Annotated in this window: 4 protein-coding genes, 1 tRNA gene and 1 rRNA gene; 3 read left to right on the top strand and 3 right to left on the bottom strand. The window is 39.1% G+C overall.

Annotation, left to right across the window (positions count from 1 at the left end; all coding sequences use genetic code 11):
• Positions 1-93, bottom strand: a 5S ribosomal RNA gene (gene rrf / locus ACQKII_RS24505); the annotation flags it as partial.
• A 498-nt stretch (positions 94-591) separates the two neighbouring features.
• A complete protein-coding gene (locus ACQKII_RS24500; RefSeq protein WP_427463037.1) occupies positions 592-1,671 on the bottom strand; it encodes a cysteine desulfurase family protein in 1,080 nt (359 codons plus the stop codon).
• Positions 1,672-1,764: 93 nt separating this feature from the next.
• Here ACQKII_RS24500 and nadB point away from each other — a divergent pair, with 93 nt between their 5' ends.
• From nadB to nadA, 3 genes are read left to right on the top strand one after another with little or no spacing between them, the layout of a single operon-like run.
• Positions 1,765-3,351 (top strand): L-aspartate oxidase, encoded by a 1,587-nt coding sequence (gene nadB, locus ACQKII_RS24495; protein WP_427463036.1) that lies wholly within the window; start codon positions 1,765-1,767, stop codon positions 3,349-3,351.
• A complete protein-coding gene (gene nadC / locus ACQKII_RS24490) occupies positions 3,308-4,168 on the top strand; it encodes a carboxylating nicotinate-nucleotide diphosphorylase (RefSeq protein ID WP_427463035.1) in 861 nt (286 codons plus the stop codon). Before nadB ends, nadC begins: the two co-directional genes overlap by 44 nt.
• A complete protein-coding gene (gene nadA, locus ACQKII_RS24485; protein ID WP_427463034.1) occupies positions 4,155-5,258 on the top strand; it encodes a quinolinate synthase NadA in 1,104 nt (367 codons plus the stop codon). Before nadC ends, nadA begins: the two co-directional genes overlap by 14 nt.
• A 323-nt stretch (positions 5,259-5,581) precedes the next feature.
• On the opposite strand, the gene ACQKII_RS24480 is transcribed toward nadA, so the two are convergent.
• Positions 5,582-5,653 (bottom strand) — tRNA-Glu (locus ACQKII_RS24480).
• Position 5,654: the final 1 nt, after the last annotated feature.

Genomic DNA, 5,654 nt, shown 5'->3' with positions numbered 1-5,654 from the left:
AGGGGGAAGCCCCCAACTACCATCGGCGCTAAAGAGCTTAACTTCCGTGTTCGGTATGGGAACGGGTGTGACCTCTTTGCCATCATCACTAGACTTGCACATGGATGTGCTGGCTTCTGCGTTGCAACATGGATGTTGCGCTTTTAGCAAAAGTTCCTATTTACGACCTTTAACATACTATGTATTACTTATATCTTAAAGTTCTTTGTTGTTTTGAAGTTGTTTACCTGTCCTTCAAGACAAGAATTATTGTATAACGTTTTTCAACATTGTGCAACACTTTTTTATAAAAAAAAAGAAATTCTTACTTTTTGAAGATATTTTTGTTATGTAAGAGAATTTATCACTCTGCTACTTATTATATCAATTGTTTTTTCAAAAGAAAACATTTTTTTAAATGTAAAAAATATCCACTAGCTGCATATTGATATATTTACTCTAATCATAAACCCATCATGTGTTAGCTACAGAAAAACTCAGGCTAGTAACAGTACTTCTTACTGTAATGCCTGAGTATCTTTCTTGGAAAGAAAAACATTCCTATCATAATATAGCAATATTTTTTATCTATACTTTATTTAACGTTACTATTTAAATATTAGTAAGTGCTACTAATATTTGGTCAATTTCTTTAAAAGTTGTTTTTTGTCCAAAAGATATTCTGAAAAATTGGCGAGCTTCTCCCATAGTATAGCCCATCGATAAAATTGCTTTCGTGCCTGATTCGCTATGTATATCACATGCACTACCTGTAGATATACATATACCCGCTTCATTTAATCTTAATAATACATATTGTCCTTCTACATTCTCCATCAGAATGCCACATATATTTGGTAGTTGCTTCCCACATTCGATCATGCGGCATGTTTTTGGTAAATTTTCTTGTAAATATGAACGTAATGCCTCATAATTCTGTAGCTTGTAATGAAAATCTTCTATTGCTGTTGCAAACGCTACGATGGCTGGCGTATCCAGTGTTCCTCCTCTTAAACCATGCTCATGAGTCACACCTGGCGTTAAAGGAGCCACACGAATTTTCGGGTTTATAAAAACAGCTCCACAGCCTTTTGGTCCAGCAATTTTATGTGCTGAAACCGTAATAGCATCCACCTGCTGTTCGAAAGTTACTTTACAAAATGATTGTACACAATCTACATGAAAAAATATATCAGCTTCCTTAGCAATAGTTGCGATTTCATCTACGGGTTGAATTGCACCTATTTCTGAATTAACATGTTGGATTGTAATAAGCGCTGTATCATCTCTTATCACTTCACGTATTTGCTCCACTTGAATACAACCATTTTGTTGTAAAGGTAACTTTGTCACAACAAAACCCATCTTCTCAAGTGTATTTAATGCTGCATGAACAGATGTATGCTCTGCTTGCGAGGAAATAATATGTTTTCCTTTCTTTGAAGCTAAAGCAAGTGATAAAATTGCCAGCAAATTACCTTCAGTGCCGCTTCCTGTGAAAATTATGCCGTCACTTTTAACTTTTAGTGCATTTGCCACAACACCTCTTGCCTGCTCAACAAAATAATTTGCTTGTCCTCCTAAGTCATGTAAACTCGCACTATTTCCATAGTAACGTTCCGCTACTTCACAATAAGCCTTTAGCGCTGTCGCAGACATTGGTGATGTTGCTGCGTAATCCATATAAATCATCTAGTTCCCTTCCTCTCTATTTACTTCAGTCTTGTTTTCTCTTTTATTTTATGTAAAGATATGTGTCAAGACAACTGTAAAGAAGGTAGAGCTATGAATGTAAAGACAGATGTACTCATTATTGGTAGCGGCATTGCAGCCCTTCAAGCCGCTCGACTACTCGGACAGCAGTTACAAGTACAGATTGTTACAAAGACTTCTGTTGATATGAGCAGTTCTTATCGTGCCCAAGGTGGCATTGCAACCGTCACTGATCCAGAAGATAAAACGACTTATCATATTGCAGATACGTTGACTGCTGGTGAATACCATCATGAAAAGAAACATGTTGAAGCACTTATAAATGATGGAACGAAAATTATACAGCAGTTCCTTAGGGATGGGCTCCCAATCGATCGGGAGCCATCTGGGGAACCAGCGCTCGGTTTAGAAGGCGCACATAGTCATCATCGCATTTTACATGCTGGTGGAGATCGGACAGGGCAAGTATTTATTGATTATTTGCTCAAACAGCTTCCTTCAAACGTAACCATTAATTGTTACGAAATGGCTTATGAACTTCTAATAAATACTGATGGTGCTTGTATCGGCGTACTTACACAAGGAAGGCATGGCATAAAACGATATTTTGCTCATCACGTAATTCTTGCTTCAGGAGGTGCTGGTGCCCTTTATCCATGTAGCTCTAATTATGCGACCAATACCGGTGACGGCATTGCACTAGCATTCCGCGCCGGTGCAGCAATCAGTGATATGGAGTTTATGCAATTTCACCCAAGCCTACTCTGGTGCAATGGTGAAGCGAAAGGACTTGTCTCTGAAGCCGTTCGGGGAGCTGGTGGGATTTTTGTCGATGCACAGCGCCAACCAATCATGAAAGGCGTACATCCACAACTTGATTTAGCACCGCGTCATGTTACAGCCTATACTTTGTTTAAAAAACGTGTTATCGGACAAGAAACATTTATTGATATTTCTGCCATTCAGCACTTTGAAGATAAATTTCCGACGATTGCAAAGCTTTGCGCTGATAATGCCATTGATATACAAAATGGCTTAATTCCTGTTGCGCCAGGGAGCCATTTCTTAATGGGCGGTATTATCGCTGATGATAAGGGAAGAACATCGATCCCAAATCTATATGCCGTTGGTGAAGTCGCATGTACGGGCGTTCATGGTGCAAATCGTTTAGCAAGTAATTCCTTGCTAGAAGGCCTTACTTTTGGACAAAAGATGGCACATGGCATTTTACAAACAGGCTGCAAGCAAAATAATTTCACTGTCGTTTACAAAGTCTATAAGCAACCTATGCCTTCACTATTAACAAAAGAGGACCTACAGCAAACTATGATGCACGCGTTAGGCATTGTACGAAATCCTAATGATATGCAGCAATTTACTAAACAATTGCCATCATTACAATCCCTACAACAAGTTGATATAAGTGGGTTGGAACAACAGGACCTTGAACTTTATATGATGCATATTGTCGCTTCGCTAATGGTTTATGCTGCACTTACACGAACAGAGACACGTGGAGCTCATATTCGTAGTGACAAACCAAATAGTGAGATACTGTGGGCTCAACGCTGGATTATTTTTGAACATGGACAGATGAAAGTGAGGAATACATTATATGAATATCATCAAACTCGAAGAAATGCTCAAGCAATTTTATAACGAAGATATAGGAGATGGAGATTTATCAAGCGAACTCATCTTTACAGCTGATCAAAAGGGCTCTTTTTCCTTTTATGCGAAGGAGAGTGGCATTTTTTGTGGAGCACTTATCATCGAGCACGGTTTTCGACTTCTCGATTCCTCAATGGAAATAACTTTGCGTAAAAAAGACGGTGATGCAGTGAATTCTGGTGATGTACTCGCTGTTGTTGAAGGACCTCTACAAAAGTTATTAATTGGTGAGCGTGTCATTTTGAATCTCATTCAGCGCATGTCTGCTATCGCAACAGCTGCAAATTTGGCAGTGTGTAAAATAACAGGTACAGGTGCAAAAATTTGTGATACCCGTAAAACGATACCTGGATTACGTATGCTCGATAAATATGCCGTTCGTGTAGGTGGCGCCTTTAATCATCGAAGTGGCTTATACGACGCTATTATGCTAAAGGATAACCATATTGCTTTTGCAGGAGGCATTACAAAAGCTGTGCAAGCTGCACGTAGCAAAATTGGTCATACTGTAAAAATTGAAGTAGAAATTGAAACAAAAGATCAATTAGAGGAAGCAATTGCAGCTGGGGCAGATATTATTATGTTTGATAATCGCACTCCTGAAGAAATACGTACGTGGCTCCCAACTGTCCCTGCACATATTGCTACAGAGGCTTCCGGTGGAATTACTCTAGAAAATATCTACACATATGCAGATTCTGGTATTCAATGGATTTCACTTGGCGCACTAACTCATTCGGTGAAAGTCTTTGATATTAGCGCACTTGTGCAAATGAAAGGAGAACATCCACTTGTCAATAACTAATTTACTTCAACAAGCTACACTACTCCCTGAGCATTATCGAACACTATCAAGAACTGATATGGAATCTCGCATTCTAGTTATTAAAAAGAAACTCGGCAGTAAGCTCTTCATCCCGGGACATCACTATCAAAAAGACGAAGTGATTCAATTTGCTGATGCTATAGGAGATTCCTTACAGCTTGCGCAATTATCTGCTGCAAATAAGGAAGCTGAACATATCGTTTTCTGTGGCGTACATTTTATGGCAGAAACAGCTGATATATTAACAACTGATAAACAGCATGTCTATTTGCCTGATATGCGTGCAGGCTGTTCAATGGCAGACATGGCAGACATTTATCAAACAGAACAAGCATGGCCCATCTTACAGCAACTTTTCGGTGATACGATTATACCGTTAACATATGTCAATTCGACTGCTGCAATAAAAGCATTTACAGGACGTCATGGAGGTGCATGTGTAACATCCTCCAATGCAAAGGATATGGTAAAATGGGCATTCAACCAAAAACAACGTATTTTCTTTTTACCCGATCAGCATTTAGGCAGAAATACTGCATATGATTTGGGCGTACCACTTGAAAATATGGCTGTGTGGAATCCACATACCAATATCCTTGAGACAGATCAGTCGCCACAAAACATTCAAGTAATTTTATGGAAAGGACATTGTTCCGTCCACGAAGGATTTACCGTGCAACATACAGAAATCGTTCGTCAGACACATCCAAATATGCGCATTATCGTGCATCCTGAATGTAGCCGTGAAGTTGTTGCGGCAGCAAATGATGCCGGCTCAACAAAATACATTATAGATACAATTAATAACGCCCCTAGCGGTTCAGCATGGGCAATCGGCACAGAAATGAATCTAGTTAATCGTATGATTAAACAACATCCAGATAAACAGATTATCTCGTTAAATAAGAATTTTTGTCCTTGTCTCACAATGAACCGAATTGACCTCCCACATCTACTGTGGTCACTTGAAAGTATTGAACAAGGAAAGCCACATAACCGCATTCAAGTGGATGCTCATACGGCTGTAGAAGCACGAAGTTCACTCGATCGAATGCTGGCACAAGGATAATAAAAGAATCGTCTACCGAAGAAGGTAGACGGTTTTTTGTTCTAAAAAGACAACAATGTTTGAAGTATTACAACATATTCAGATCTATTTTTTCAAAAGTGACTCTTTTTTTAGAATCACTTTACTTTGCACTCAGTACACAGCAACTTGCATAACAGCATAGAGCTTTGTTCCAGTCATATTCATAATGAAAAAAGAATAGATGACTCCTTTTTTAACTGTACAAGCTCCTCCTATCTCCAATACTTAGACGCTTCTTTCATATACTTCGCCACATAAAAAAAAGCACAATAGATGTAATAAACATCTACTGTGCCTTAGTATGACCCCTACGGGATTCGAACCCGTGTTACCGCCGTGAAAGGGCGGTGTCTTAACCGCTTGACCAAGGGGCCA

This window comes from Lysinibacillus sp. NPDC048646, from assembly GCF_050272295.1.
Lineage (GTDB): Bacteria > Bacillota > Bacilli > Bacillales_A > Planococcaceae > Lysinibacillus.
This window is presented reverse-complemented; position numbering and strand designations above follow the sequence as displayed.

Coding starts and splice junctions, on each gene's coding strand:
- ACQKII_RS24500 (WP_427463037.1), bottom strand. CDS start 1,671: ATGATTTATATGGATTACGCAGCAACATCACCAATGTCTGCGACAGCG.
- nadC (WP_427463035.1), top strand. CDS start 3,308: ATGAATATCATCAAACTCGAAGAAATGCTCAAGCAATTTTATAACGAA.
- nadB (WP_427463036.1), top strand. CDS start 1,765: ATGAATGTAAAGACAGATGTACTCATTATTGGTAGCGGCATTGCAGCC.